At 40.3% G+C, this 23,754-nt stretch carries 21 protein-coding genes and 1 riboswitch; of the genes, 11 read left to right on the forward strand and 10 right to left on the reverse strand.

Going from position 1 to position 23,754, the window contains the following annotated elements:
* Window positions 1-745 precede the first annotated feature (745 nt).
* Window positions 746-1,288, forward strand: coding sequence for an Hsp20/alpha crystallin family protein (locus tag H6G26_RS10650; protein WP_190729221.1), 543 nt, complete (start codon window positions 746-748; stop codon window positions 1,286-1,288).
* Between the two features lie 231 nt (window positions 1,289-1,519).
* Here the strand turns inward: H6G26_RS10650 and H6G26_RS10655 are convergent, their stop codons facing one another.
* Window positions 1,520-1,879: a Rieske (2Fe-2S) protein gene (locus H6G26_RS10655; protein ID WP_190729222.1), complete on the reverse strand. Its 360-nt coding sequence runs from the start codon at window positions 1,877-1,879 to the stop codon at window positions 1,520-1,522.
* A 160-nt stretch (window positions 1,880-2,039) separates the two neighbouring features.
* Here H6G26_RS10655 and H6G26_RS10660 point away from each other — a divergent pair, with 160 nt between their 5' ends.
* The gene (locus H6G26_RS10660) at window positions 2,040-4,028 is read left to right on the forward strand and encodes a S8 family serine peptidase (RefSeq protein WP_190729223.1); all 1,989 of its coding nucleotides are present in this window, start codon (window positions 2,040-2,042) and stop codon (window positions 4,026-4,028) included.
* 125 nt (window positions 4,029-4,153) lie between these two features.
* Here H6G26_RS10660 and H6G26_RS10665 read toward each other — a convergent pair whose 3' ends face one another.
* The 6 genes from H6G26_RS10665 to H6G26_RS10690 form a co-directional block, all read right to left on the reverse strand.
* On the reverse strand, window positions 4,154-5,773 hold the full coding sequence (locus H6G26_RS10665) for a glycosyltransferase family 39 protein (protein ID WP_190729224.1): 1,620 nt from the start codon (window positions 5,771-5,773) through the stop codon (window positions 4,154-4,156).
* A gap of 241 nt (window positions 5,774-6,014) precedes the next feature.
* Window positions 6,015-7,388, reverse strand: a complete 1,374-nt coding sequence (thiC, locus tag H6G26_RS10670) for a phosphomethylpyrimidine synthase (protein ID WP_190729225.1) — start codon at window positions 7,386-7,388, stop codon at window positions 6,015-6,017.
* A gap of 7 nt (window positions 7,389-7,395) precedes the next feature.
* Window positions 7,396-7,492: riboswitch (TPP riboswitch) on the reverse strand.
* Window positions 7,493-7,567: 75 nt separating this feature from the next.
* Window positions 7,568-7,783: a hypothetical protein gene (locus H6G26_RS10675; RefSeq protein WP_190729226.1), complete on the reverse strand. Its 216-nt coding sequence runs from the start codon at window positions 7,781-7,783 to the stop codon at window positions 7,568-7,570.
* A complete protein-coding gene (locus tag H6G26_RS10680) occupies window positions 7,780-7,962 on the reverse strand; it encodes a hypothetical protein (RefSeq protein ID WP_190729328.1) in 183 nt (60 codons plus the stop codon). The genes H6G26_RS10675 and H6G26_RS10680 overlap by 4 nt, the downstream gene beginning before the upstream one ends.
* A 140-nt stretch (window positions 7,963-8,102) precedes the next feature.
* Window positions 8,103-8,579: a DUF2726 domain-containing protein gene (locus H6G26_RS10685; RefSeq protein ID WP_190729227.1), complete on the reverse strand. Its 477-nt coding sequence runs from the start codon at window positions 8,577-8,579 to the stop codon at window positions 8,103-8,105.
* Window positions 8,579-9,343, reverse strand: coding sequence for a hypothetical protein (locus H6G26_RS10690; protein WP_190729228.1), 765 nt, complete (start codon window positions 9,341-9,343; stop codon window positions 8,579-8,581). Before H6G26_RS10690 ends, H6G26_RS10685 begins: the two co-directional genes overlap by 1 nt.
* 815 nt (window positions 9,344-10,158) lie before the next feature.
* On the opposite strand from H6G26_RS10690, the gene H6G26_RS10695 reads away from it, so the two are divergent.
* Window positions 10,159-10,596 carry a tail fiber domain-containing protein gene (locus H6G26_RS10695; protein ID WP_190729229.1) on the forward strand — a complete coding sequence of 146 codons (438 nt, stop codon included), beginning with the start codon at window positions 10,159-10,161 and terminating at the stop codon, window positions 10,594-10,596.
* A gap of 211 nt (window positions 10,597-10,807) precedes the next feature.
* Here H6G26_RS10695 and H6G26_RS10700 read toward each other — a convergent pair whose 3' ends face one another.
* On the reverse strand, window positions 10,808-11,287 hold the full coding sequence (locus H6G26_RS10700) for a sulfur transferase domain-containing protein (protein WP_190729230.1): 480 nt from the start codon (window positions 11,285-11,287) through the stop codon (window positions 10,808-10,810).
* A gap of 321 nt (window positions 11,288-11,608) precedes the next feature.
* Between H6G26_RS10700 and H6G26_RS10705 the strand changes: the two genes are divergently transcribed.
* The 3 genes from H6G26_RS10705 (at window position 11,609) to H6G26_RS10715 (ending at window position 13,678) form a co-directional block, all read left to right on the forward strand.
* The gene (locus tag H6G26_RS10705; RefSeq protein WP_190729231.1) at window positions 11,609-12,307 is read left to right on the forward strand and encodes a DJ-1/PfpI family protein; all 699 of its coding nucleotides are present in this window, start codon (window positions 11,609-11,611) and stop codon (window positions 12,305-12,307) included.
* 110 nt (window positions 12,308-12,417) lie between these two features.
* Window positions 12,418-12,966: a GNAT family N-acetyltransferase gene (locus H6G26_RS10710; RefSeq protein ID WP_242053656.1), complete on the forward strand. Its 549-nt coding sequence runs from the start codon at window positions 12,418-12,420 to the stop codon at window positions 12,964-12,966.
* A gap of 103 nt (window positions 12,967-13,069) precedes the next feature.
* Window positions 13,070-13,678 (forward strand): TetR/AcrR family transcriptional regulator, encoded by a 609-nt coding sequence (locus H6G26_RS10715; RefSeq protein WP_190729232.1) that lies wholly within the window; start codon window positions 13,070-13,072, stop codon window positions 13,676-13,678.
* Window positions 13,679-13,736: 58 nt separating this feature from the next.
* On the opposite strand, the gene H6G26_RS10720 is transcribed toward H6G26_RS10715, so the two are convergent.
* Window positions 13,737-15,254, reverse strand: coding sequence for a phenylacetate--CoA ligase family protein (locus H6G26_RS10720; protein ID WP_190729233.1), 1,518 nt, complete (start codon window positions 15,252-15,254; stop codon window positions 13,737-13,739).
* Between the two features lie 206 nt (window positions 15,255-15,460).
* On the opposite strand from H6G26_RS10720, the gene H6G26_RS10725 reads away from it, so the two are divergent.
* The 4 genes from H6G26_RS10725 (at window position 15,461) to H6G26_RS43735 (ending at window position 23,114) form a co-directional block, all read left to right on the forward strand.
* On the forward strand, window positions 15,461-17,161 hold the full coding sequence (locus H6G26_RS10725; RefSeq protein WP_190729234.1) for a serine/threonine-protein kinase: 1,701 nt from the start codon (window positions 15,461-15,463) through the stop codon (window positions 17,159-17,161).
* Between the two features lie 57 nt (window positions 17,162-17,218).
* Window positions 17,219-19,369 (forward strand): serine/threonine-protein kinase, encoded by a 2,151-nt coding sequence (locus H6G26_RS10730; RefSeq protein WP_190729235.1) that lies wholly within the window; start codon window positions 17,219-17,221, stop codon window positions 19,367-19,369.
* A 112-nt stretch (window positions 19,370-19,481) separates the two neighbouring features.
* The gene (locus H6G26_RS10735) at window positions 19,482-20,606 is read left to right on the forward strand and encodes an exostosin family protein (protein WP_190729236.1); all 1,125 of its coding nucleotides are present in this window, start codon (window positions 19,482-19,484) and stop codon (window positions 20,604-20,606) included.
* A gap of 717 nt (window positions 20,607-21,323) precedes the next feature.
* On the forward strand, window positions 21,324-23,114 hold the full coding sequence (locus H6G26_RS43735) for a pre-peptidase C-terminal domain-containing protein (RefSeq protein WP_190729237.1): 1,791 nt from the start codon (window positions 21,324-21,326) through the stop codon (window positions 23,112-23,114).
* 48 nt (window positions 23,115-23,162) lie between these two features.
* Here the strand turns inward: H6G26_RS43735 and H6G26_RS43740 are convergent, their stop codons facing one another.
* Entirely contained in the window at window positions 23,163-23,297 is a 135-nt protein-coding gene (locus tag H6G26_RS43740; protein ID WP_277883789.1) for a hypothetical protein, read from the reverse strand.
* Window positions 23,298-23,518: 221 nt separating this feature from the next.
* Between H6G26_RS43740 and H6G26_RS10745 the strand changes: the two genes are divergently transcribed.
* Window positions 23,519-23,731 (forward strand): hypothetical protein, encoded by a 213-nt coding sequence (locus H6G26_RS10745; protein WP_190729238.1) that lies wholly within the window; start codon window positions 23,519-23,521, stop codon window positions 23,729-23,731.
* The last annotated feature ends 23 nt before the right edge of the window (window positions 23,732-23,754 follow it).

Below are 23,754 nucleotides of genomic sequence, written 5' to 3' on the forward strand. Positions count from 1 at the left end.
ATTAGAGATTGAAAGACAAGAAGGCTCTTGTAGAATTGATGGTGGAATTCGCTTAGAAGCCAGTAGAGATTTAATTAATAGTAGTGTTGTGATTTGGTTGCTTTAACAAGACTTAAGTCAAAAAAGTAGACCTTTATAAAGAATCAAGTCCACAAATGTATAAGTTACTTGCTCTGCAAACGACTTATCCTTATTCATGAGCTAGATTACGCGCACCAGTAGCAATGGATCAGACCATGTAACATTTTTACTACTGTGTACAGACAATTCTTTTTGAACGGAATTTAAGGTTACGCTTCAGAGCCACTGAGATAGCTCATCCTGGTAAAACCTCACCTTTTTCTATCGGACAGGGTGAGGTATTGAGGACTTTTGGGTAATCGGACAATTTGTGTGTACAGCGTAGGCAAGCCGGGGAACTCGGGGCCCCCTCTGGGGATTAGGGGCAAGGGAGACAAAGTGTAGCCTTTGCGGGGTGGGGTTCTCCAGGTTTAATAAGTCAAGCTTTTCATTGCTTTTTTGTTTGATACGGTAAATCCAACTTATGTCTGTACGGTTTACCCAACTTTTTTTTAGATTTTTATTTGATTAAATTAGTTACTAGAGAGAAGAAAAAAAGCAAATAAAACTTCTCTCTAAAAAGTAGAGGTTTGATAATTGATTAAATATCTGAAACCTCTAAATACCTCTAAAACTTTGTTTGATTACTCAAAAGTGAATTATGAAGTTAAGGAGAGATTACGATATGGCACTCATTCGTTGGGAACCATTCCGTGAAATGGAAATTCTGCGTCGGCAAATGGATCAACTCTTCTCTGAGCTTACAGCAGCCGAGCGCGACAACTCCGATATTTCTGCATCACCGAGAACAGCGTGGGTTCCTGCTGTTGAATTATCTGACAATGGTTCAGAGTTCGTATTAAGAGTTGAGATTCCAGGCGTAGAAGCTAAAAACCTGGATGTTCAAGTTACTCAAGATGCAGTTTCGATTTCTGGTGAGCATCGTTACGAAAAACATTCTGAATCTAACGCTAAAGTTCATTCTGAATTCCGGTATGGCAACTTCACTAGAATAGTTCCTCTACCAAGCAAAGTTCAGAATCAACAAGTTAAGGCAGACCTGAAAGATGGGATTTTAATTCTGACCTTACCTAAACTGGAACAAGAACAAAACAAGGTATTCAAAGTCAATTTAGGCAACGCTCAAAGTGCTACAGCTTCTATAGAAGCTGGGAATGGTAACGCACAACCCAACATTACATCACAACAAAGTGTTCAAACTACTTGAGGAAATCTTCTATTCTCCCATTTAATAGTTCCTATATCTTGGAAATAGGTACATTTTGAGATAAACCCCAGCTAAACTTATCGGCTGGGGTTTTGTCGCTTAACTCCTAAAAAATAGATAGATTAGTACCGCAAGGCACAAGTCAAAAGTATTATGGGATAAGCTCTTTAAGGATTTTCAATGGTTGCTCTATTTACGCTGTAACGTATTAGTAGAACCGTAATTATTAGCTTATTCCTCTTGCACATCAACCCAGATACTGCCTTCTTCTACACGAATCGGAAATACTGGCAATACTTTTTGTGGCGAAACCATCGAAAGTACTTTACCTACACCAGGCGGCCAGGAACACCAGCCTTGTACTTCACCAGTCCGCAGGTCAAAAGCACTGCGATGGAAGGTACAAACAATTGCTCCACTTTCAGTAATTTTCCCATTTTTCAACGGTAATTTTAAGTGGGGACAGTTGTTATCTACTGCATAAAGCTGATTTTCGTGATTCAAAACCAGAATTTTCCGGTTGCCTACTTTCACCACTTGTCGCGTACCTGGCGAAAGTGCTTCGACTGTAAGAACTTTAGTCCAACTCATTAGGTTCTCCTCTCCTAATTAATCTGCTTTCAGTTTCCCGCAATTGTGACCAGTGCGATCGCCTGCCTTTCAATCCTGGGCAGTGCAAAAGGATAAAACTTAAACATTTTTTTTAAGATAGTGTCACTTTAATATTCCAAATATCCCAGGAGATTAAATTATGGTTCAGGTTCGCTATGGTGGGCAGAATGGTCAACAGTATGAACTTGCTATCAGTAACGAACACATTGTAGTGCGTACCGAAAGCCGCAGTGTTCTTGTCGGTGTAAGACCCTTTGAAGTTGCACCTGTATCACCCCCAGCTCGCAGAATTCTTAACCAATTCGAGTTAGCAACACGGTTTCGGCAAGCGGGTGTAGAAATTTTGCGAGCGAAAGTTCCGACTCAAGGTATCGCTTTGCGCGATCGCGCCCGTGAAATTCTCAACCAAGAGCCTGAAGTCCAATTTGCCGGACGTGTTCTTGTCGATCCAGTATCCCAACAACCTGTAATTTACACCGAAAACCTCTTCCTTAAATTCCATAGCGAAGAAGAGTTAACGGTTTGCCAAGAAGTCTTAAGACGTTACGACTTAACAATCAAACGCCAACTGGAATATGCTCCAAATGCTTACTTTGTCAGTGCATCTGCAAATACTGGTATAGCCATCTTTGACATCGCCGAAAGACTTTTGAATGAAGAATCAGTTGAGCTGTGCCATCCTGAACTAGTGCGTGAATCACGCCAACGTCAGATTTCTCCGCAGCAGTGGCACTTAAAGCAAACAACAATTAATGGTAAGGTAATCAATGCCCATGCCAACGTTGAGGCAGCTTGGAAGTTGAGCGATGGCACAGGGACGATTATTGCAATTATTGACGACGGTGTGGATCTCGATCATGAAGAGTTCCGTTCCTCTGGAAAAATTGTTGCCCCACGTGATGTCACACGCAAAACTGACAATCCCAGACCGGGAAACGATAATAACCACGGGACAGGTTGTGCAGGAGTAGCTTGTGCAAATGGCAACTTTGGTGCATCTGGTGTAGCACCGGGTGCAAAGCTGATGCCGATTCGTTTAGCTTCGGCGCTGGGATCGCAGGATGAAGCAGATGCTTTTGTTTGGGCGGCTCAAAATGGTGCTGATGTTATTTCTTGCAGCTGGGGGCCAGCAGACGGTACTTGGTTTGAACCAAACGATCCTGTACACAACCAAAAAGTGCCTTTGCCTGACTCCACACGGCTTGCTATGGATTTTGCAATCAATAAGGGACGCAATGGCAAGGGCTGTGTAATTTTATTTGCGGCTGGCAATGGTAACGAAAGCGTGGATAATGATGGCTACGCCAGCTACCAAAAGGTGATTGCTGTGGCAGCTTGTAACGACTACGGCACGAGAAGCTCTTACAGTGATTTTGGTCAGGCCGTCTGGTGCGCTTTCCCCAGCAACAATGGCAACAGTTCTCAAACTCCTGGAGTTTGGACAACCGATCGCTGTGGTATGGTTGGCTATAATTCGGGTAATCGAAATCTGGGTGACAACGGAGGTAATTACACGAATGAATTCGGCGGAACTTCCAGTTCTTGTCCGGGTGCAGCTGGTGTAGCAGCTCTGATTATTGCCAGAAATCCAAATCTGCGTTGGGACGAAGTAAGAGATATTATTAAACGCTCTTGCGATCGTATTGATCAAGCTGGAGGTAAATATGATGCTAATGGTCGTAGTCCCTTCTACGGTTACGGTCGAATGAATGCTCTCAAAGCTGTAGAATTGGCCAAACCGACGCAAACATCGCCCATCAGCATATTTAAGGCAGTGCAAGATATCCCAATTAACGATTTGCAGATATCAACATTGTCGTTGGCGATCGCTAGTACTAGCCTGATAAAATCTATCAAAGTTAATGTAGACATCGAGCATACTTTTATTGGTGACCTTGTAGTTACTCTCCTTCCCCCAGTGCAAACAGGCGTACTTCCTGTAATTTTGCACAATCGCCAGGGCGGAGCTACAGATAATATTAAAACAACCTATGACGAGGTAAATACCCTTAAACTTGCTGCTTTTAAAGGTAAAAGTCCCCAAGGAACCTGGACTATGGAAGTTGCAGATAAAGCTAACGCAGATACAGGAAAGATTCGCAGCTTGACCATTGAAATTGAATTTTAACCCAAGCATACTAGCTTAAAGATAAGCAGGTAGACATAATCATAGGGGTACAATATGTTGTGCCCCTACCCATCTACTCCATTTACCTGAAATATGCTGTATGTGTGAATTGCTCGGCGTAGTATTTATTTTTTTAATTTCCATAGAGATAGATTGTGCTTGAAAACTAAACCTATGTTCAAGCCCTGTTCCTTTTTCAAAGTATCTTGTAATTTTTCAGAAGCATTGAGGAAAAACACATCAGTAAAAGTATCAGGGATTTCTTTAATATTTGTTTCAGGAAATAATTGGAATTTTGTTTGTGGTTCTAGAAGATAACTTATAGATAATACATTTCCCCAACCCCAATCTCTCCCACATTTTAAACAAATAATTAAAGGATTTGGAGATTGCTTAATAATATTTACTATAGGAATATTGTCAGAATTATAAGCTTTATTCCACCAAGTTTTTTTCGGTAAAATAATCAAACATGATATGATTTGTAGAGAAATTAACCCAAGGAGCAATAATCTCCATAAATGCTTACGCATATTCATATATGGAGATAAGATAGCTTTTTGAGCTAATAAATAAGCCACAGCTAAATGGCATCCTAAATAAACAGGAATTGAGTATCTAATAATGATCGAACGAATCCCACCAAAAATTAGATCGGGTATGGCTTGAGCTAATGCTGTCAATAAAATTAATATTAGAATAAAAGACCAAGTTGACTTGGGCGTTTTACGACAAAGAAAGTAAACTGCATAAAATAATAAAATTACTAACAGTCTAATAATTAAAAACCATACATTGTTTTGTAACTGATCTGAGTAACTAGACTTAGATGTTATATCAAAAAAAATACGCGCCCAATTAATCTGCCATAAATCTACTAAATTATTTAGTGGCACAATAAGCTTCGACCATCTTATTGTTTCTTGAACTTTGTCTGTTTGAGTAATTATTAAAAATAACCAAGGAAGAAAAGCTAATATTCCAGCCAATAATGCGCTCAGATAAGCAATCAATATTTTTCTGGTTCGGAGTTCTTGATTGACAGCTACATAAATACCTTGCCCAATCGCTACCAAACTAAACAATAAATTTGTGTATAATCCTATCAATAAAGTGATAGAATAAATACTCCAACTTGATTTTGTATGCAACCTGATTGCTCTGAGTAATGCAGCACTAGATAACAAGATATTTAGTGTAGAAAAACTATACATTCTTGCCTCTTGGGCATACACAAGATGAAATGGTGATACAGCTATAATGGCAATTGCTACTAAACCGACGATTTTTGATTGAAATAATTCCTGGCATAGCCAATAAAGAGCAGGAAAAACTAATAAACTTATAAAGGCAGAAAAACTTCTTGTGGCTGCGACTGTACTTCCAAAGCATTGCACCCACAAATTTGTCATCACAAAATATAAGGGTGGATGTTTTGGATCTTCTAGCGCTAAACCTTTAACAGTATCAATGATACTTTTTCCAACTCCAGGACTTTGATATTTTTGTAATAATGTTCCAGCAGTTAATATTTGGCTATTAACTACTTCCTGCATTAAATCTGATTTGGTGTAACCATAAATTCTTAAATAAGTAAATGTTTCATCTGCCCAAGTTATTTTTTCATCAAGATTGATAAATCTTATCAATATACCTATAACTATTAAAACAACAGTTAGCAGTTTGAAACTATTAAAGAATAAATCATCATGTTTTTTTTGAATTGTTTTAGATGAGTCAGGCATAAAAGCAGATTATCATCAATAATGATTTTTGATTTATCAGTTTATTTGACTTTGGATACAAAAATTTAAGACTTACGCATCATATTTGGAAAACCTCTTTCCATAGACGTGGTAGACGCTTCGCTTTCCATACTCTCTCACATATGAACTAATGGGGGCGCACAGCTAGCTGTGCGCCCTCTATCCCATATCTCATCCATGTGAGCCATAGGGATTCAACTGGACTCGATATAATAATCTGTTAGCTTTGAGTCACAGTTTCTTTCGCCAAGAACTTCTCTAATTCTGTCAGCGCATCAGCATCAACCTTAGTTTGCATTGGGCAGAACTTAGGCCCACACATTGAACAAAACTCAGCAGTTTTATAGATATCTGCGGGCAGAGTTTCATCGTGATATTCCTTAGCTCTTTCTGGATCGAGTGATAATTCAAACTGACGGTTCCAATCAAAGTTGTAACGCGCCTTGGAAAGTTCATCATCTCTATCTCTTGCGCCAGGGCGATGTCTAGCAATATCAGCCGCATGAGCCGCTATTTTATAGGCAATCAACCCATTCCGCACATCTTCGGCATCTGGTAGACCCAAATGTTCTTTAGGTGTTACATAGCACAGCATTGCAGTACCGTACCATCCAGCCATTGCTGCTCCAATGGCTGAAGTGATGTGGTCATAACCGGGAGCAATATCTGTCACCAATGGCCCCAAAACATAGAAAGGTGCTTCAGAACACTCTTCCATTTGCTTACGGACGTTGAATTCAATTTGATCCATTGGCACGTGTCCAGGCCCTTCCACCATCACCTGTACATCATCTTCCCAGGCTTTGCGAGTTAGCTGTCCAAGGGTTTTCAATTCAGCTAATTGTGCTTCATCTGAGGCATCATGGGTGCAGCCAGGACGCAGGGAATCTCCTAAACTAAAGGAAACATCATACCTTTTGAAAATCTCAATAATATCTTGGAAGTGCGTATAAAGCGGGTTTTGTTTGTGGTGATGCAACATCCACCGTGCCAAAATACCACCGCCGCGAGAGACAATACCAGTGATACGGTTTCTCACCAAAGGCAAATGCTCAATCAAAATCCCTGCGTGGATAGTTTGATAGTCTACTCCCTGCTGGGCGTGCTTTTCGATGATATGGAGAAAATCATCAGCAGTCAGGTTTTCAATTGTGCCGTGAACACTTTCTAAAGCTTGGTAAACTGGCACTGTACCAATGGGAACAGGTGAAGCCTTAATGATGGCGGTACGAATTTCATCCAAGTTCCCGCCGCCTGTGGACAAATCCATCACGGTATCAGCACCGTACTTCACCGCCAGATTCAGCTTATCAACTTCTTCTTGAAGATTAGAAGAGTTGGGGGAAGCGCCAATATTAGCATTTACCTTACATTTGGAGGCGATGCCAATAGCCATCGGCTCTAGGTTAGTGTGATTAATATTAGCGGGGATAATCATTCGTCCCCGCGCCACTTCCTCACGAATGAGATCAGCCGGGAGGTTTTCCCGTTGGGCGACGTAGTGCATTTCTTCGGTGATAACACCTTGGCGAGCGTAGTGCATTTGAGATACATTAACCTGCCCACGTCGTTTAGCAACCCATTCTGTCCGCATATTGTAATTCCTCAATAAACAGCTTCCCTCCGCTGGTATTACCCAGACTCAGGTGTTAAGGGTGTGATCTCAGCCTGGTTATATAGGCACCCCTAGCATGGATGTAGTGTATCACCTTCGTTCTATCTGGGAGCAAGGGTGTTAATAATTTATGCTGTTTTTTCGGAGTTTAGCGATGTCTATGACGGGCTGCGCCTACGCTGTTTCTGTTGAATAATGTCTAATACTGCCTTGTGGATTTCCTCTGGAGTCATTGATGCGGGATAAGTCGCAGAGGGAGGTTTTGCCGTCAAACGATCCGCAAGTGCGTAAAAAGCCTCATGATCATCTTGGTGTGCAATGACGTAGGCGCGTAATTCTGCCTTGCTCATAGCATCAAAGTTTAGTTTACTCATGGATATTCCCAGTTGCCATCAAGACTAATCAGAATTTCTATATCTTCTCCAGCCAAGATGAATATTTTTCCAGTGCGCTCATCTAGACGCACCATGTAAATTGGTTTGTAGGCAGTCGTCAATAATTGACATAGGTAGACACATTTAAGGGCTTGTGCTGCTGTTGGAAGGATAACCACTCCTTTGATATAAAACCTTATTTATATTTTATAGTAATTTAATCGAGCCAAAGCGATATCATAGTATGCTAATTTTGCGTAGTTTCCAGCCGGAGGCATCGCTGAGATTTATAACTATTGACGTGCAAATATCTTGTGATTTAACAAGCTGTAACTCGAACGTCAGAAGAAAAAGATTGTTCGCAATACTTTCTAATTAGGGCTTGGGCATTTTCGCGTCGCTTTCCTGTAAATAAATTACATACTACTTCTTCAGATTGAGAGTAAAGATGTAGTAATCCGAAGTCTTTCACCCGGGAATAAAGTAAGGGAACCTCTGCAAGAGCGAGTAAAGTTGCTTTTTTGCGATCGCGCTCTCTTGCTTCATCTGAGTCATGATATGAAGACTGAAAATCTACAACTAAACAAGGTTTATAATCGTGGTTTGTTATTAATGCATCCACATTAGAGCTAAAGAAAAATTTTTTTAGTTCCCAATCAATGCTGTTATCTAGTTCGCAAAATTGACATAAGCTAACCTGTGTATGAATTTTATAACTATCATCTACACAAGTTTGCAAAAACTCTAGCATCCTTTCTTCGTATGCATTAACTAGCCTTTTGACTTTGACAGACATTATTGTTGCTCCATAAGGATTTTTGCAAAATAAGTAAGAAATTCTTCTAAAACCTCTCTTGAATTTATTGCAACCTGATATGCATAATTAAAAAGCTTATCTTTACCTATGTCGCCTTTACCAATGTTTAAGCAACAGTCACTATTATCCAAAGAATTTGAAAGTGGATGCTTACTTATATATTTATTTTGTATTATATCAACGAGTTGCATATCATTAATATTCTGAATTTTAGAATCAGAATAAGCATTTTGTGCTTCTTTATAAGCTATACCATCAAAATTTAATTCAAAATCTCCTGCAATTCGGTTTTTAAAAGTTTCTCTATACTCTTTGCTTAAATCAAAAAAAGCGTTTTTCTTACTAGGTATGATCCAATAAAATTTTGATATTTCATGAAATATTGTTACTACATTTTTCAATTCAGGCATTTTTGTAAAAAAATTGATTGAAAAGTTTAGCTTTAGTAAATATGGCTCTAATATCTCTTGAGGAATAGAAATGGATAAACCTTCTTTTCTTTGAGCAAAAACAAGCTGATAACGTTTAGCTCCTTTTCCTGGATTTTTCAATTTATAACCTATGTATTGAGATGTACGTTTTTCCTGAAACTTGTTATAAAAACCAAGTTTATCCAGCAGACTGGTAGCTAAAGACATTAAATCTTCCCCACCTTCAATCACCTGGATGTTTGTTGAAATCAAACGGGGAACCCCGTTTTCTACCTCAAAACGCTGAATGAGATCGTATATAATTTTTGACATTGACTAATTTCCAAAAACCTTAGCTTAGGTTCATGGAAATAGTGTAACGCGTATTCTGAAATAATCCAATAGTCTTAGATAAGATTTTTAGATTTTATTATAAGTGCTAATCCTCTCCATAGCTTGATGGCTATACTAAAGGCGATCGCACCCTCACACCTCTCAAGCAAAAGCTTTTAACCACCAGTTATTATGGGGCGATAACTGTTAACCGTCAACAGTCATCACTCATCACTCATCCGTCATCAGCCTTTATGTAAATGTTCAAGTTAAATGCGTAACACCTTACCTGAGTACATCTGTTTCAGTCAATACGATTCATTGCGATCGCTGAATGCTAAACATGGCTGAAATACCCAAATGCTGTGTATTACTTATGTACTATAGTAAGTATTGTAAATATCTCTCTTCTGTTAACGCGTACATTGATATTATGCTTAAGAGTTAGTCTAGTTCAGTACTTACGCAAACAATAACCGAAACCCTTATTTTCAAGTAGGAGCAATTCATGAATTGTCCCTACAGTATGTACTTTTGCGTGAGTCCTATACTTGATTAACTACTAGAGGTACTTAGTTTATCCTTACATTCCATTTGGTTATAAGCATATGTCTAATAACTTCTCTCGGAATCAAATTTTAAGGGCAACTAGCGCTTTTATTGCTGGAGCAGCAGCCACAAAAATCCTTAGCGATAAACCAGCACAAGCACAACAGAGCCAAAGGATTTTTGTCAGTAATAATCTTAGTTTTGACTTTCCTCAAATTCAGATCAGGCAGACACAGGCTGGTGATTTTGCCCGATTGCGATTCAATGTGGCTAATTTTGCCTTTTGGGATATCGCAGTTGGTTCTGGTAATAACAGCGTAATGAATTTCTTTTCAAACCTTACAAATAACAATGTAATGAGTTTGAACCCCAATGGAAATGTTTCAATTAGTGGTACGTTAATCCAGGGTTCATCTAAGAAGTTGAAGGAAAATATTGCCGAGCTTTCAAGTAAAGAAGCACTTGAGACACTAAAAGACCTGAACCCTGTCAAGTTCAAATACAAAGCTGATACAGAAAAAACACACCACATTGGATTCATTGCAGAAGATGTTCCAGAGCTTGTAGCAACCCCTGATAGACAAGGACTCAGTTCTATGGATATTGTAGGGATACTAACTAAAGTTGTTCAGGAACAGCAAAAAACAATTTTAGCATTGTCAGACAAAGTAAAAGCATTGGAAGACAAAAATGTTAAAAGGTAAATAATTGAGACTAAACATACCATTTCAAAATAACTGCACAGTTATTGTCAATAAGCTTCGTTTTTTTGAGAGGGTCTTTTACTTCAAGCCCTTTGCCTGTAACACTTTTACCATTCTTGTCGCCCCGTCAAGGCTTTGTTGGGTTGAGCTGTCGCTCAACCCAACCTACACTAGTTTTAGCTTTTAGCCTTAACTGAACTGTATTGCTGTTTCAGTAACTAGGGACGGCTACTTTCGCGTGTTTGTTAACGTAGTCCACAAATAATTGCTTCAGTCGGGGACTAACGCCAGCGTGTTCAAAGAATCCAAAACCCAGATTCTTAGCTCTTGCTAAGGTTTCCTCTGGTGTTAATCCTTCCTGGATAGCAATACTTAAAAGCGCAATTCCAGTCGATCGCATCCCGGCTGCACAATGCACAACTACTGGTTTAGGAATTTGTTCTAGTGTCGTGAGGATTTTGGTAATCGCCTCTTCATTCAAATTTTTTAAATCTACCTTGAGTGGGACATTTGTGTAATGCAACCCCAATGCTTCCGCTACTTTTTGCTCATCCTGGGAAAATCCTAGCTCATCAGGCGATCGCAGATTTAAAACAGATTTAAAACCTTCTTGGATAGCTTGCTCAAGCTGTTTTGGTATAACTTGTCCTGTTGTCGCTAAGTTTTCGTTAATCTGTATGGCGTTGATCACATTCACTCCTTTTGACTCTCTAATGGCTTCCAGCTTGGTAAATACTTGAATTAACAAGCTTTAAAAAGATATTTAAATAAAAAACACAAAATTAGCTAAATATCACAATATATCGCTTGATTAATTCAAAATATGCCTTTTGAAGTAGGTTATTTTATTGCTTTATTCATAATATACGGTTTGTCGATAGATTTAATGTAAATTTAAATTTGTTATAGATTTGCCCGATGCTATTGATGTAACTTATAAGTCAGTGGTTATACTATTGGGCAAGTTAAGAGAGCGATAAAATCAGGATTTTCGTTAATAAGGACATAAATAATGATTGCAACAGAACAAGTTTCTTCTCTATCTATTGGGATAGTGTTGTTCCCAAATGTGACGCAGTTGGATTTCACGGGGCCCTATGAAGTCTTTGCAAAATTGCCAAACGTGCAATTATACCTGCTGGCGGAAACACTCGAACCGATTCGGAGCGATTGCGGACTTACCTTTCTACCTGACACAACCTTTGCTCAAGCCCCAGCTTTAGATGTGTTATTTGTGCCAGGAGGCCCAGGTATCAATGCCAAAATGGAAGATGAAAAGTTTCTCGACTTCTTAAAAACTCAAGGGAAACAAGCCCGCTACGTTACAGCTGTATGCACTGGCTCTTTGTTACTGGCGGGGGCGGGGTTACTTCAGGGCTATCGCGCCACTACTCACTGGCTATCATTAGATTTACTTGAGATATTGGGAGTTGAGACAGTTGCACAAAGAGTTGTCGTTGATCGCAATCGAATTACAGGCGGCGGTGTGACAGCAGGCATTGATTTTGGGCTAGCTTTAGCTGCTGAGTTATTCGGGGAAGCGATCGCCCAAGAAATTCAACTAAAAATTGAATACAATCCCCAACCCCCTTTTAATAGTGGTTCTCCCCAAACTGCCCCTGCGGCTGTACTTGCTCGTGTTACAAATGCGAGCCAAAATTTTCAAGAAATCAGACGGCAAATTGTCCAGCGAGTTGTGACACAATTGTAAATTGCTAAGATCGCCAAAGCAGTTGAGAATTTGGCTAGTTGATGTGTTGCGATGTCTATGATGGGCTAGACCTATGCAACTAAAATTTCTTATAACCAAAGTTGATATCTTTGTATAAGAAAGTCAAACAGGCATATAATCTGAATGCCAGTCCTGAACTTATGAGTGCTAACAAAATATTTCTTCGGCCTGCCCAGGAAACAGATGCATGGGCACTGAGTGCAATTCATATTGCTGCTATTAAAGCTTTACCTCCAACTTTCTATACCCAAAAAGAACTTTTAGTTTGGCGTAATTACCGCAACAAACCTGATGGTTCAAATATCTTGAAGAGTATGAAAGTGGAAACTTGCAGGGTTGCGATCAAGGGAGATGCTGTTATAGGTTTTGCTAGTTTTATTGTTGATGAACTAATCGGTCTATATGTTCATCCTAAATATCAAGGTCAAGGGATCGGGCGTATCTTAGTTCAACATTTTTGCGATGAAGCTATTGATCAAGGTATAGATAAGGTAATTACAACTGCTAGCCTTTATGCCGAAGGGTTTTATTTACGACTAGGATTTACTGTTATCCAAAGAGAGCCTCATTATTTAAGAAGTGGGGTAGTTGTTGCAGTTACTAAAATGAGCAAAATATTAGCTATTGCACCGATATAAATTTGAGCATATATAAGAATGCTGGTATCAAGATCAATTTTACCCAAGTTGCAACAACTTTTTCTATATAACCTATGATGTAAGTAAGTACTTGCCATCATAAATGAATAAAATTATCCGTTCATCAACTCTCACCCGTACACGTTTGATAGAAGCCGCCTCGCGAGTATTTGCCAGTTTAGGTGTTCAAGGAGCAACTACCCGTGAAATAGCTCGTGTTGCTGGTGTGAATGAGGTAACTTTATTTCGCCACTTTGCTAGCAAAGAACAACTTTTGGGAGCAGTAATCAAAAATGCTTTAGCGCTTCAGACAGAGGCTCTTGCACACTCCGAAGCCTGGACGCAGAATCTAAAAATTGATTTAAAACAGTATGCCATTCTTTACAATACTATGCTTGAGGCACAGGAAGACTTAATTCGTACCTTCATTGGAGAAGCCAAACGCCATCCGGAGGCAGCGAAACAAGTGATTCAAGAAGCTGCCAAGCCCTTAGAGGAAAAACTGGTAGCTTATCTGCAATCGAGTCAGAAACGAGGCACTGTTAAAGCAAACCTTGATCCTTTTCCAGCAGTCGATATGTTTACAGGAATGCTGTTAGCTGGAATGCTATGCCGCAGTGCAAAATTCAATCAAGGCAGCTATAGCTGTGATGACTATATTGAAACCTGTGTAGATATTTTTGTATGCGGTATCAGTGCTACTGTTCTCTGAGTTGTTAATAAATAATTACTTATACTGCAAACCATTGCACATGGAAGAGAGCGAAAAACTACCTCTGACGGGTATAACGATGCTTCACTCCAATGGGAAAATATTCGGAATCACCCATTGGGGCTAATGTAACTTGTGGTGTTTGATATTCTGGGGGAACATAATTAGCAAACTCGCTATTTAGGCGTAGCAGTTGTGAAAGAATGGAAGATGCGATCGCTTGTTTTTGATCTTCACTACCCTCTACCCCTGGTGCTAACTCTACAACCACAGATAAAAATCGGTTCTTATCAGCATCTTCCTTTACCTGCAATACAAATTTACCTGTCACCCATTCTTGAATTACTGGTTGCTCTAATCCCACCGTCACATTTTCTGGATAGATATTTGCGCCAAAGTAAGAAACTGTAAAGTTAGAACGGCCGAAGACATAAACGAAAGGTAGTTGATGAATACCTCTAGGTGAGTTTTGAGTATCACAACGAAGATTTTCGAGGGGATTAAATTCCCATTTTGCTAAAAATTGCAGCATGGCATCATAGCTAATTATTCCGCCAGTATCTAAGATGTCATAACGCACTAAGGGAATACCGTTATCTCCAGAAAACAACAATCCGCCATCTTGAACTTCAAAAAAGCGAGTGAAGGGATCATATTGTACTAGTGTAGGTAAACGCGATTCCCCAAATAAAGCTCTAGCTGCATCGGGATTTTGTGCCAAAAAACGGCGGATGCAGATACTTAAGGGTGTTTCATTACCCAAAACTCCTGCATCCGCAGTGCCGTAAAGTGATGCAAAATCATAGCAAGGATTTTGTGAACCAATTCTTTCGCCAACTAAACTCCGCCATTCTTCACTAAATACTTCTCCCGCCATCACTAACTTAATCTGATATTGCTGCCACTCTACACCACGAGCGATACCAGTATCAATCACATCTTTTAAAAATGGTGGGTATCCCAATAACACTACTTGTTCAAATGCTGAACCTAGTTCTTGCACAACTCGCAAGATTTCTTCTTTGTTGTTACCAGGAGTAATTACAGTGATGGGATAACCTTTGCTAGCAAGATAACGACAGCAATTAGTGGTGAATATTCCACCTACCCAAGTGCCCAAACTGAAACAAATCACAGCTAAAGTACGTCTAGTATCTGCATGAAAACTATCGTGAAAAATCTGTTCAAAGCGTGTGGTGATTTGGAGTTCATCTGTGAAAAAACGAGGCCAAAATGTGGGTTTCCCACTGGAACCTGATGAAGCAGCTATCATGTCGCACGCTTCTAATTGTCCGTTGCGGCACAAGTCAGCTAAAGGGTAACGCAGTATATAATTTTGTTTAGCGATCGCTGGTAATTTTTGAAACTCCTCTAAGGTTTGAATAGTTGCGGGATTAATTTCCCTCTCTGCTAAAAAAGCTTTGTAGGCAGGTACATTAGCCGCCACATCGTGAAATAAAGTTAAAGCTGCCGAACTTTGAGTGTTGAGATGCCGTTGCAGTATCGTTTCTAGGGGGGTAGACAAAAAATCTTCAAATGCTTTAATTGTTCGCTGTTGTCGTAGCTTGCGGTTCATGACGCTTGTTTTTATCCTGAAGTAGAACCAACACCGTTAAAATAATTCGTAATGACGCTCTCTGCAAGACGCTAGGCGTAACTTGCTTCTTTGCAGAAGTACGCAGAGTCGCTACGCTAACGTAATTCGTAATTCGTAGGATATCCGAAAATAAGGGTATGCGCGTTGTAGTTAATCAATAAAACCTTAATCTATCCTTGGGCACCATGCAGCTCTATTGCAGTAAACAACACACAAATAATGGTAATAACCGCTTTTGTACCCATTGTGGTGAGCCATTACCTCTTGCTGTGGGACAGGTGGTGGATAATCGCTATCAAATTATTCGTCATTTAGGACAAGGCGGCTTTGGACGCACCTATTTGGCGGAGGATATAAATAAATCCCATCAAACCTGTGTGCTGAAGGAATTTGCACCCCAAGTACAAGAACATCAAGATTTACAAAAAGCTAAAGAGTTATTTGAGCGAGAAGCAAATGTTCTAAAAAAACTTCAGCATCCACAAATTCCGCGTTTTCACGCCTCGCTACAAGTGAAGATAGGCGCTAAAGATTTTTTCTTTCTAGTGCAAGATTATGTGGATGGTGATAATTACTACCAACTATTAGAACAACGCGAGAGTCAAGGAAAGACTTTCAGTGAAGAGGAAGTAATCACCCTTTTGCAACAGATTTTACCTGTGTTATCCTACATCCACTCACAAGATGTAGTTCACCGTGATATCTCACCCGACAATTTGATTTGGCGGCGTTCTGATAATCTACCAGTGCTGATTGATTTTGGTGGTGTCAAGCAATTGCCAGCTTCTCAAGGTTTTTGGCGGACTAAGCTAGCTGAAAATAATACTTTACTGGGTAAAAAAGGCTACGCTCCAGAAGAACAGCTACGGCAGGGAAAAGCATTTTTTAGTAGTGATTTATATTCTTTAGCGGTAACATCACTGGTGTTACTTACAGGGAAAGAACCGCAAAAATTATACGACAGCTATCAGGGAATTTGGGGATGGAGAAAGGAAATTCGAGTTAGTCCCCAACTGGAAGCGGTGTTAAAAAGGATGCTGGCTTATAAACCGAGCGATCGCTACCAACGAGCCGAACAAATCCTCAAAGATTTACCATCGCCAACTGCAACTAAATCCGCAGGTAATTATATTACCACCAAGCTCAAGACGATGGTAGTTGCTCCGGGAAGACAACGCGCCAGCGCTGTTATGAGTAGATTCCAGAATAAAACCCAAGCGATTGCAAAACCAAGAACTTTGCCTGTTTGGATTCGCCCTTTTGTGATGAGTCTCGGCGGGACGGCTGTAGTTGTTTTAACTGGCGCAGGTGCTTGGGCGGTGGTAAATGCAGTCATTCGGAGTGTAACTTCAATCACTATTCCGTCAATTTCATTACCGCAAATTCCAGAATTTCCAAATCCGATTGGTAAACCAGTCAGCGATAAAGGAAAAAATAGTGATCTCCAGGAAATAGTCAGTCGTCGCCAACAGCTAGAAATTACTGAAGGATTTTTTATTCCTTTCGTAGATAATTTATTTTATACAAAAAATCCAGAACTAAAGGGACGTAGCCTCACATCTAAATCTGAAGACGCTGGTTTACGAGATGAATGGTCTGGTATTGCTAACGATTTGTTGAATAAAATAGAACAGGCTAACCTAAGTACAGCAGCTCGTCAGAAATTGGGTAAATACAGCCAAAAAGATTACGAAACATGGAGACGACAAGCACGATCAGGGCAGCTGGGGAACTATACAATTGATCAGCTGAACAAATACACAAATGAAAAATTTGATCGGTTGTTTTCTGATCAGCAGCGTTGGAAACTCAATCAACAGACTTTTGGTCAAATTTGGTATGCGATCGCAGCTGATCAAGTCAGTAAAGTACAATCTGGCAAGTAAGGGAATTGGGGACTGGGGAAGAATAACTAATAACAAATGACTAATGACTAATAACTAATGACTAAAATATATTGTTCTCAAGGACATGAAAATTCCCCAGGTAGTCGCTTTTGTCTCCAGTGTGGTGAAAAGTTGTTGGATACGCCCATGAGTTCTAGTATCCAACCGGGACTAACTTTAAGCGATCGTTATGTGATTGTGCGTCAAATTGGCCAGGGTGGCTTTGGACGCACTTATTTAGCTGAAGATGTCAACCGTTTCCGCGAACTTTGTGTTTTAAAGGAATTTTCTCCCCAAGTTCAAACCCCCTACGTTGTCGAAAAAGCTGAAGAACTCTTTAAGAGAGAAGCAAGTGTTCTTTATAAACTGCAACATCCCCAAATTCCCCGCTTCCGAGAACTGCTTCGCATGAACTTAGGGGGCAAAGAATATCTGTTTTTGGTGCAAGATTATGTAGAAGGAGAAACTTACAATTCTTTGTTAAATGCCCGCTTACAGCAGGGTTTGCGTTTTACAGAGACGGAAATACGCCAATTGTTGCAGCAAATTTTACCAGTCTTAGAGTATATCCATTCCATAGGCGTTATTCATCGAGATATATCTCCCGATAACTTAATGCTTCGCACTGTTGACAAACTGCCAGTGTTAATTGATTTTGGCGGTGTCAAACAAGTAGTAGCAACCGTTGCTTCCCAATATTATCAACCCGGCGTAGTTGCATCTTCGCCATCACCAACTCTATTGGGGAAGATAGGATTTGCTCCTCCAGAACAGATGCAAACTGGGTTGGTATCTCCCCACAGTGACTTGTATGCGATGGCCGCAACAATGTTGGTTTTGCTGACAGGAAAACAGCCCCAAGAATTAATTGATACCTACAATCTTACCTGGCAATGGCGACGCGAAGTAAGCCTGAGTCCAATTTTGGCACAGGTATTAGATAAAATGCTATCTGCCAGGCCAAGCGATCGCTATCAATCAGCCCGTCAAATACTCGAGGTTCTGAACCCGCCTCCAGCTAACTTTCCCCCAACTCAATATCCCACCCCACCACAACCTACATCCGCCACCGTCGCCGTCTCTCCACCTCCCCCATCCCCCTCATATCCTTCATCTCCACCTCCCTCCTGGTGGACACCAACAAAAATCTTCCTAGTGGCCGCGATCGTAGCTGGTACTGTTGGATTAATCTGGTGGGGAGTGAATAGCAGCCGAGATGTCGGGGAAGTCCAACCTAATCCTACAGGTAGCCCAGTTCCAACGAATGATCAACCAACCGATCCTTTAGCGCAATATTCACCAGCAGAACGGCAGCGTAAAGAAAAATTAAGCGATCGCCGTCAACAGTTGGGTATTGATGAGAGATTTTACATTAACTTAGTGAATCAAGTTTTTTGGGACAGAAATCCCAGTTTACGGGGACGCACTCTCAGCGATGGCCCTGAAGATGAGGGTTTGCGGGCAGAATGGGATAAAACAGCCTCAGAATTGCTAGAAAAACTAGCGCCACTAAGTGCTAATACACGCCGACAGCTTGGAACTTACACAAATGCTGAACGCGATCGCTGGAAAGTGGAAGTCAACAAAATCAACGTTGGTAGTCGTTCTTTATATGATTTGGGAGATGCCGCCTTCTTAAGTGTATTCCCTGAACAGCGCGGTAAAAATTCCCAAGATCAGCCCATTGGACAAGTTTGGTACGGATTTGTTAACGATAAACTCAGTGCTATCCTCGTCGGTAGCGCTTTCCAAAAGCTTGTCTTTGATCCGGGCGCTACTAGCAAAACAGTCAGTGGTACTCTCCAACCTGGTGGTGGTAAAGTATTCATTGCTGGACTTGCCAAAGACCAATCTCTAGAATTGAAGCTACAAGCAAATTCCCAAGTATTGTTATCAGTCTATTCACCTTCTGGCAAAATTCGATTTTTGGAAGATTCTACCCAGCGTAGTTTGTCAACTAAATTACCCGAAAACGGATTTTACGAGTTTTCCGTGGTTTCTACAACATCGAAACCAGTAGATTATCAACTCACCATTACAGCAGAAAATCCCACCCCAATTTCCACTCCTACACCAACTCCCATAGAAACAGTCACTCCTACACCAACTCCCACCCCTACATCAACTCCCATAGAAACAGTCACTCCTACACCAATCACCCCTACACCAACTCCCACAGAAGCAGTCACTCCTACACCGGCACAGTAAATATAAGCCTTATAAGCTTTTTTATAATAGCTCCACTTTTAAAACATCCTTTAAGCGCGTCTATGATACACTAACCTCTAAATGTTTGAAATAATCAAACTCATATAAAAATATGAAATTAAATATCTATTCTGATAAGAATTATCTTTCTAATGGAATAAGAGCAGTTCCAATGCTTTATCCCTTTTGGAAAGAATTTATTCCTAATCAAAAATACCCTTGGAATAGAATTCATCACAATTATATAGAGGTCGGTAATTCCCTTTTTAACATGACTTCTTTAAAGGAAGCTGACTTAGCAATTATGCCTGCAAACTGGAGAGCGATCAGAGGAGAAAGCTGGAGAGATAAAGTTAATAAACAAGCACAAGATATATCTATGCAATTTGCCGAAAAAGTAGCTAATATCGGCAAAGAAATAGTTGTTTTTTTCGCGGGCGATTGTTGTGCCGAAAAAGTACCTATAAAAAATGCAACAATAATCCGGCCTGCGGTATATCGCTCCCAAAAGAGGCAAAAGGATATTATTATTCCTGCTTTAGTGGAAGATTATGTTAAAGAATATTTGGGAGGTCTAATTTCTATCAGGCAGAAATCTGCTAAACCTGTTGTTGGATTTTGTGGTTTAGCACAACCAGATTCTTGGGATCTTAAACTGAAAGCATTTACATATCACGGATTGATGTTAAGTAAATCATTAAAGCTTGGAGTTTCGCCTTACAAGGGAAAAATTCTGCGTAATCAAGCTATGAGAATACTTGCAGACAGCCCATCATTAGTGAATACAAACTTTATTATCACAGAAGGATCACAATCAGTATATCTAACTACACAAGACCCAGATAAAAGACAAAAGACTCGTGCTGAATTTGTGAAAAATATGGTCGAGAGCGACTACAATTTGTGTTGTCGCGGCTCTGCAAACTATTCCATTCGACTATATGAAACCCTCAGTTGTGGTCGGATTCCAGTTTTTATCGATACAGACTGCGTTTTACCTTACGATTCTGTTATTGACTGGAAAAAGTATTGCGTCTGGATAGATGAGAAAGAAATACCATATATTGCAGAGAAAGTAGCTGAATTTCATAGCAATATCTCAGATAAAGAATTCATAGATTTGCAGCATGAATGCCGCAAGCTCTGGAAGAATTGGCTTTCTTCTGAGGGATTTTTTACTAATTTTCATCTTCATTTTCAGGCAAATAACACTAGTATCGCTACGCATAATTTGTAATTCGTAATTCCTATACCTTGGTCTTTTTATTCTAGCGATCGCTGGCTGGTAAGCATGGATTTCTAGCCATTTACAGATATAAACTGCTTTTGCTGGATAAAAATAACAAAATACTAATTCACATTAACTTGAAAGATAAAAACAAATCTATTACCAGATGCCCTTCTTCGTAATGCAGAGGCATTTAATCATAGGACTTACGCAAAATATCTCTCAAACTCTAATTTCTCCGTGCAGCGCCAGTTGCTACGCTGCGGGAACGCTAAGAGCGTAGCTTGCTTCCCCGTAGGAGTACAAGTCGGGGAACCGCAAGGGCGCACTGGCTTCTCTGTGCCTCTGCGGTAGCCTGCGGCAAGCCGAAGCGTCTACGTTATTCAGTAACTCATGCGTAAGTCCTAAATCAAAGTCTGTTGGTAAATCTGGTTTACGGTAATGTTGAAAAATTTGATAAATCTGAAATTAGCGCTTCTTTAATAAGAAAATACTTTTTTACCAAACAATTTGATATTGAAATCTAACTTAATGACAGTACTACCTGATCTGAAATATATCGCAACATTTACTCAAAAGTTAGTATTCTTGAAAATAATATCGAAATTAAATTCTACAAACATATTACAAATTATTACAAACTGCGTTAATCTGCATTGAACTGATGAATAGTTCTTTGACTGAGGCTGAACTTAACATATTAGTGAGAAAATCAGGATAAATAATATGGCATTTATTTTTGGCAATACAAGTGCCGACAATCTCTCTGGGACTTCGGGAAATGACACGATAGTTGGTTGGGCTGTTGGTAGTAATGCCAATAGTACCTCTGGTAACGACACCTTGAATGGTGCAGCTGGTAACGATTCCCTCGCTGGTGGAACAGCGAATGACAGTCTAATCGGTGGTGCAGGCAATGACACACTTGATGGAGGCACGGGAAACGACACTCTAATCGGTGATGCAGGTAATGACACCTTCAGAGGCAGTAGGGGTAACGACAGCATTAATGGCGGAGATGGCAATGATACCGCAGACTACAGTCAACTAGGTCAAACCATTACCTTGTCAGGTGTCGGAACCATTCAAAAAGCTGGTGGATTGGGGCAAGACCAACTGTTTAGAGTAGAAAGAGTTATTGCTGATGCTAATGTTGCCAACAACACTATAGATGCATCCCAATCTTTGCCTGGGGTAGCTATCAGTGTTAATTTAAGAACCCAAAGTTTGGCTGCCAATAACGTTCCTGGTTTGGGATCATTGTCATTTACCGCAGTCAACTTTGACAATGTCAAAGGCACAAATGCAAATGACACCATTGTTGGTGATAACCAAAATAACCAATTGTTTGGTAATAATGGCAATGACACACTTGATGGGGGCTTGGGTACTGACACTTTGAATGGGGGAGCAGGCGACGACACTTACCTCATTGACAGTACTACCGACACTATTACAGAGGCTGCGAATTCAGGCACAGATACCGTTCGGTCTTCTGTCACCTACACACTACGCGCCAATCTAGAGAACCTGACGCTGAGGGAAGGTGGCAACATCACCGGAACAGGTAACAATCTTAGCAACTTTATCTTTGGTAATACTTCTAACAACACTTTGAATGGCGGAGGAGGTAATGATACTTTAGATGGTAGTAATGGCAATGACATCCTCAATGGTGGCGACGGCAATGATAGCCTACAGGGCGGGCCAGGCAATGAGGTACTCAATGGAGGGTCTGGAAACGACATCCTCATCGGTGTTTTCCCTGGTAGTCCGCTTCCACCTGGATTAGGAGAAACTGATAACTTTACTGGCGGGGCTGGGGTAGATAGATTTATCCTAGGGGACATAGTGAATGTTTTCTACGACGATAACAACACTGCAAGTCCTGGTTTTGGCGACTTGGCTAGTATTACTGACTTCGACTCTAGCCAAGATCAAATTGAACTCAAAGGAGCTCCACAGGACTACCGCCTGCAAGTTATTGGAAATAACACACGATTATTGTTAGACAAACCGGGAGGAGAGCAAGATGAGATCATAGGTATTCTGCAAGAGAAAACCAATCTCAGACTTGATAGTGATGACTTCCTTTTTTATGAGCGAGAAAATGCTGGAGAAGGTACAAACAACTCACTAAACAGCGCTGAAGGATTAGGTTCCTTATCATCAGGCTCAAACATTAATCTCTCAGCCCAGTTGGGAACAGTTCAACCAGGGGATAATTCCGATTTCGACTTTTTTACATTTTCTTTAGCAAATTCAGCAACTGTCACTATCAGTACGCTGACATCTGGAGATACAGTTCTTGGCCTGTTTAACAGTGCTGGAACTTTATTAGAAAGTAACGATGATAATGCCCGTGACTTGGAGTCATTAATCACCACTTCACTAAGCGCAGGTACGTACTCCGTTTCAGTGAGTAAATTTGCTTTCTTGCCTGAAGATGGCGGAATTTTCTCTGGTAACAGTTCTAGTCCTGATTTTTCTTATACCCTAGAAGTCAGTTTGGCATAAGAAATAACTCATCAGGTTTGTTGACTGTTAACTGTCAGCAGTCAACAGTCAACACAGAAAAATGTGCAACTTAGATGGGCGATAGCTTAGTTGTTTTTCGATTTCTTCTATTGGCGGCGCTGGTAGATGTTTTTGTTGCCGCAGGTCTGGGTTTCCTGTTCGGGCTGGGCGTTTTCTACTCATGATGTAATTTAAGAACATCTTGATTGATGTTCTTAAATTACATTTTACGGTTTCTTTTTGCTTAAGTTGACACCAATAAGCATTGCTGTGCCTTTATGAGAAATCTATATAACTCCAGACTGGATTTTGATAGTTCTGCTATAAGCCTTCTGATAGTGATTTCGCTAAAGAAAAGAGTTTAGGCTGGAGATGTTTAGTTATAAAAATGAGAGGTAATAGTTATGCCTGGTGGACATGCAAGCCATAAAAGCACTTCCAATAAACCCAATATTAATGCTAATGGAGTAATTGATGATGCTGCTGATGAATCATTAAACCCTGATGATCTCCTGTCTGAGGAGCAAACCAACACAGAAGTCCATAGAGTCGAAGAAAGTGTCAAGTATCCTCCTGCTACTGAACGGCCAGGTGAAGAATCAAATACTAGTACCTAAAGTAACTATAGCGTTTCTCGTTT

Origin of the sequence: Nostoc sp. FACHB-888 (assembly GCF_014696655.1) — a bacterium.
Taxonomy (GTDB): domain Bacteria; phylum Cyanobacteriota; class Cyanobacteriia; order Cyanobacteriales; family Nostocaceae; genus Nostoc.

What these genes read in the sequence shown, in the direction of transcription:
- H6G26_RS10650 (WP_190729221.1), top strand. Translation starts at nt 746, where the DNA reads ATGGCACTCATTCGTTGGGAACCATTCCGTGAAATGGAAATTCTGCGT.
- H6G26_RS10655 (WP_190729222.1), bottom strand. Translation starts at nt 1,879, where the DNA reads ATGAGTTGGACTAAAGTTCTTACAGTCGAAGCACTTTCGCCAGGTACG.
- H6G26_RS10660 (WP_190729223.1), top strand. Translation starts at nt 2,040, where the DNA reads ATGGTTCAGGTTCGCTATGGTGGGCAGAATGGTCAACAGTATGAACTT.
- H6G26_RS10665 (WP_190729224.1), bottom strand. Translation starts at nt 5,773, where the DNA reads ATGCCTGACTCATCTAAAACAATTCAAAAAAAACATGATGATTTATTC.
- thiC (WP_190729225.1), bottom strand. Translation starts at nt 7,388, where the DNA reads ATGCGGACAGAATGGGTTGCTAAACGACGTGGGCAGGTTAATGTATCT.
- H6G26_RS10675 (WP_190729226.1), bottom strand. Translation starts at nt 7,783, where the DNA reads ATGAGTAAACTAAACTTTGATGCTATGAGCAAGGCAGAATTACGCGCC.
- H6G26_RS10685 (WP_190729227.1), bottom strand. Translation starts at nt 8,579, where the DNA reads ATGTCTGTCAAAGTCAAAAGGCTAGTTAATGCATACGAAGAAAGGATG.
- H6G26_RS10690 (WP_190729228.1), bottom strand. Translation starts at nt 9,343, where the DNA reads ATGTCAAAAATTATATACGATCTCATTCAGCGTTTTGAGGTAGAAAAC.
- H6G26_RS10705 (WP_190729231.1), top strand. Translation starts at nt 11,609, where the DNA reads ATGATTGCAACAGAACAAGTTTCTTCTCTATCTATTGGGATAGTGTTG.
- H6G26_RS10715 (WP_190729232.1), top strand. Translation starts at nt 13,070, where the DNA reads ATGAATAAAATTATCCGTTCATCAACTCTCACCCGTACACGTTTGATA.
- H6G26_RS10720 (WP_190729233.1), bottom strand. Translation starts at nt 15,254, where the DNA reads ATGAACCGCAAGCTACGACAACAGCGAACAATTAAAGCATTTGAAGAT.
- H6G26_RS10725 (WP_190729234.1), top strand. Translation starts at nt 15,461, where the DNA reads ATGCAGCTCTATTGCAGTAAACAACACACAAATAATGGTAATAACCGC.
- H6G26_RS10730 (WP_190729235.1), top strand. Translation starts at nt 17,219, where the DNA reads ATGACTAAAATATATTGTTCTCAAGGACATGAAAATTCCCCAGGTAGT.
- H6G26_RS10735 (WP_190729236.1), top strand. Translation starts at nt 19,482, where the DNA reads ATGAAATTAAATATCTATTCTGATAAGAATTATCTTTCTAATGGAATA.
- H6G26_RS43735 (WP_190729237.1), top strand. Translation starts at nt 21,324, where the DNA reads ATGGCATTTATTTTTGGCAATACAAGTGCCGACAATCTCTCTGGGACT.
- H6G26_RS43740 (WP_277883789.1), bottom strand. Translation starts at nt 23,297, where the DNA reads ATGAGTAGAAAACGCCCAGCCCGAACAGGAAACCCAGACCTGCGGCAA.
- H6G26_RS10745 (WP_190729238.1), top strand. Translation starts at nt 23,519, where the DNA reads ATGCCTGGTGGACATGCAAGCCATAAAAGCACTTCCAATAAACCCAAT.